Annotated in this window: 2 protein-coding genes and 1 tRNA gene; 2 read left to right on the top strand and 1 reads right to left on the bottom strand. The window is 51.5% G+C overall.

Going from position 1 to position 3,881, the window contains the following annotated elements; translation table 11 throughout:
• The first annotated feature begins 87 nt into the window (after positions 1-87).
• Positions 88-164: transfer RNA gene (locus Q0R17_RS15410), tRNA-Pro, on the top strand.
• A gap of 245 nt (positions 165-409) precedes the next feature.
• Positions 410-1,981, top strand: a complete 1,572-nt coding sequence (locus Q0R17_RS15405; RefSeq protein WP_293936373.1) for a PAS domain-containing methyl-accepting chemotaxis protein — start codon at positions 410-412, stop codon at positions 1,979-1,981.
• A gap of 194 nt (positions 1,982-2,175) precedes the next feature.
• Here the strand turns inward: Q0R17_RS15405 and Q0R17_RS15400 are convergent, their stop codons facing one another.
• Entirely contained in the window at positions 2,176-3,402 is a 1,227-nt protein-coding gene (locus Q0R17_RS15400; protein ID WP_293936370.1) for a carbohydrate porin, read from the bottom strand.
• Positions 3,403-3,881 lie beyond the last annotated feature (479 nt).

The raw sequence follows: 3,881 nt of genomic DNA, 5'->3' as shown, positions 1-3,881 counted from the left end.
GCCGATATATCAATTAACAGAAACAGTTGACAAGCGGTACGCTCTCAGTGATAATGCGCACCTCTTCGCAGCAATGCGAAAGAGATTCGGGGCGTAGCGCAGCCCGGTAGCGCATCTGCTTTGGGAGCAGAGGGTCGTGAGTTCGAATCCCACCGCCCCGACCAAATATTAAAACCTCAAGACTTCGGTCTTGGGGTTTTTTATTGCCTACTGTTTCTCTGCCCCGCACCACCTACTGGCCATTACTCCTACAATACCTAGGGCTTATCTTAATAGTCAGCAACACCAAGAAAGTAGTAATCTCTAATATATATTCGTCATTCTCCCGCTTGCTGTTATTTAAAGTGCTCATCAATCAGTAGCGGCCAGCCGACACATTCATGATTTATTCTCCCGCCTGGATTCCGTAATGCGCAGCAATTTACCAATTACCGAACACGAAGTTCCCGTTGACCCGCGCCGCCCTATTGTCAGCAAAACTGATTTAAAAGGCCAGATTAGCTACGCTAACTCATCCTTTAAGGAAGTGGCGGGCTTTAGCGATAAAGAAATTATTGGCGAGCCACACAATATTGTTCGTCATCCCTTTATGCCCAGCAGTGCCTACGCCGATATGTGGCAAACCTTAAAACAAGATTTACCTTGGCGAGGCATTGTTAAAAACCGCTGTAAAAATGGCGACCATTATTGGGTAGAGGCTTTTGTTACCCCCATAAAGGAGCGCGGCCAAAAAGTGGGTTATATGTCGGTGCGTAATACCCCCAGCCGCGCACAAATCTCTGCCGCCGAGGCCCTCTATACCAAGATCAATGCTGGCCAAGCCACCCTAGCCAAAACCAAATGGCCACAGCAGCGCTCTATGCTGCAGAGAATATGGTTGGTGCTGGCTGCGGTATTAATCCCAGCATTGGCATCACCTTTTTCCACCCCGCTCCTAGCCGTATCCGCGGTGGCTGCGGCTTGGGGCGGCTGGTATTTAACGCAATCCATCCAGCGCCCAATTCAAAATATTGAATACGCCTTCTCACAATTAAGTGAAGGCAATTTTCGTTTTGATGTAGATGCCAGCGCGCCTAAGGAATTCAGCCATTTGCTGGTTGCACTGGAATCAATGCGGATTAATTTACGCGCCATCATTGCCGACGTGGTACTGGCAGGCAACCGCGTGGATAAACGCGCTCAGGATGTTGCCAACAGCGCCAGCGAGCTAATTAAGCGCAGCCAAGAGCAATCAGACGGCGTGGCAACCACGGCAGCGGCACTAGAAGAAATGGCAAGTAGTGTGAACGAGATCAGCCTTGCTACGCGGATTAGCGCAGAGCATGCCTCCAAAGCTAAGGAGCTAGCTACCCGTGGTGCGATCGAAATGGGCGCGGCGCAAACGGCGACGCAAGAAGTAGTTACCGTGGTTGATCAGGCCCGTATTACGCTAGGCCAGCTTTCTGATGCGGTGCGGGAAATCAGCGTGGTGACTAAAACCATTCGTGAGATTGCCGACCAAACTAATCTGCTGGCGCTCAACGCCGCCATCGAAGCGGCCAGAGCAGGCGAAACCGGCCGTGGCTTTGCCGTGGTAGCCGATGAAGTACGCAAACTAGCTGAGCGCACCAGCGCTAGCACGGTGAGTATTGCCAGCACCATCAGCAGCGTAGAGGCCCGCACCAACGAAGCCCTTGCTACCATGCGCGAGGCGGTGGCCTCGGTAAATCACGGCACCGCACAAATTGATGCCTGCACGCTCACCTTGGGTGAAATTGCCACCTCTAGCAATGGCGTAGATCAATCTGCCCGCCATGTAGCGGAGATGCTGGATCAGCAATCATCCGTATCAGAAGACGTAGCGCAGACCATGGAAAAAATCAACGCGCTTACCGAGCAAAACGTCAGCCGTATTATCGGCGTTGGCGAAACCGCATCGCAGCTCACCCAAATAGCGGGAGAGCTGCATCAGCTGGTGCAGCAGTTTGAAAAATCACTATAAATTAGCAGCACAAATAGGGGCACATGCAGCCCAATCCTATCAACTTAGGCCACGCTTGTAGGGCGGGTGAAACCCACAAGTGATGCTAAACAAACGCGGATTGCACCCGCCCTACGATGTTTCAGCGCTTGCAATAGATAGATCTAAGTTGACAGAATGAGCATCCAGCCCGCTGTTTTATTTATCCAAGCGTTTTACCACCAGTATTCAAGCTGCAAGCCGTAAGTGGAGCCATTCAGATCACGGCCAAATGTGCCGGTTTTAGACAAAGCCGATCCGGTAGAGGCGGCATTCTGCGCAGCTTCATTCCAGCGAGCGTAGGTATAAAACAAACGCAGCTCTGGGCGGCTCCAAAAGGCTTTATCCAAGGTAAAAGTAGGCGCAATAGTCAGCTTACTCAAATTGCGCGTTTGCCCATCTAAAGCCTCCACACGATCATGGCCCACCTCGCCCACTAATTTAAAGTTCTGGCTAAAGGCGTAAACCGGCCTTGCTCCGGCCGACCACCACGTTTGCCTGCCTGCATCGCTTTGATCACGCTGATACACCGCCGTCAGCTGGCCACCAAATTCTGGCGTCGCCTGCCAATCAAAAGACTCGACCATGCGAAAACGCTTATTGCTTTGGTTTGCCAGCAAGGAGCCGGTGTAGCCCAAGCCCGTGCCGGGGCCAACGCCATACTGAATGGCGAATTTATTGGTTCCACCCAGCCAGCCCTTTTGCTCGTGCTGCGCAGTGAGTGCCCAGCCGCTATTAGCCCCGCTCACCTGCCCTGCATCTTGGATATAACTCAGGCCCAGCGCCACTTCACCGCCTTTATTCGTGGCAATGCCGCCGAGTTGAAAATCATGCTTATTGGCGTAATCGGCCTGATAAATATTGTCCTCGCGCGAAAACGCGTAGCTAAGCTTTAAATCGCCGACTTTATAGTCTTCAATCCCCAGCCCTGTGCCGCTTGGATTCCAATAATAAAAATCGGTGATATGCACATCATGGCGCTTGTAATATCGACGCCCAGCCCACAGCGTTGCGCCATTCAGCTCGGGGATATTGCTATATTTGGCGTAAATCTGCGGCGCTCTGGCGCTGCCATCTTCCGGCTGAAAAGTGGGCGATCTATCGTTGCGGTTATAAAGGCTACCCATCCCCACCACGGTAAAGGTGCTGCCCTGCTCGCTTTTAAAAAAATCGTGGCTGATTTCCAGCTCGCCATAAATCTCGCACTCATTGCCAAGGCGATATTTAGTTTCGGCTCCCGCCAGCTGAAAACAGCTTTGCGCACCGCCAGATCCGGTTGAAGCCCCCGAGCCAATCCGGCCATAGCCGTGAAATTCGAAGGCTATGGCAGGCATGGCCGTAGCCATAAAAACGCCACTTAACAGCGTGGTTTTAATTGCGGTATGAATTGCTGAATGAGACATTACTCTACTCCTTATTTATTTTTAAAAACAAACTAACAAGCAAAAGCGTCCCTAGCCCTGCACTTTGGGAGGGGACAAAACTGCCTAAAGGCAGGAATTGGGGTGGTATTAAAACTGGGCAGCGGAGGCTGCTCAGTGCGTGTTAAACAATTTAATTTTTTACTCGCGCACAAACAAAAAATGTAATAGCCACACTCTCTGCATAGGGCTTAGAAATCCCCTTGAAGCACGCCGAAGCGAGGAACAAGCGGGGCGGGGTTTCTTTGATGCCTGTCTGAGCGAAGCGAGTTCCGCAGCCGCCGCCTCGATTGTCCGCAGCGAGGGGTTTCGTGCTGGCCGGGGTGTAAAGGTCAAGGACATAGGTAACACTTTAGTCCACAGACATAGGTGACACTTTTCGCGTTAAAGTTAAGTAATCATTTTTTGCACCTGTTACCTGTCGCTCATCAAACGAACCTAGTCGAATCGGCCCAAAGTAA

Origin of the sequence: Iodobacter sp. (genome assembly GCF_025352645.1) — a bacterium.
Taxonomy (GTDB): domain Bacteria; phylum Pseudomonadota; class Gammaproteobacteria; order Burkholderiales; family Chitinibacteraceae; genus Iodobacter.
This window is presented reverse-complemented; position numbering and strand designations above follow the sequence as displayed.

Bases quoted from the DNA above. Each gene is read 5' to 3' on its own strand.
- Q0R17_RS15405 (WP_293936373.1), top strand. From the start codon at position 410: ATGCGCAGCAATTTACCAATTACCGAACACGAAGTTCCCGTTGACCCG.
- Q0R17_RS15400 (WP_293936370.1), bottom strand. From the start codon at position 3,402: ATGTCTCATTCAGCAATTCATACCGCAATTAAAACCACGCTGTTAAGT.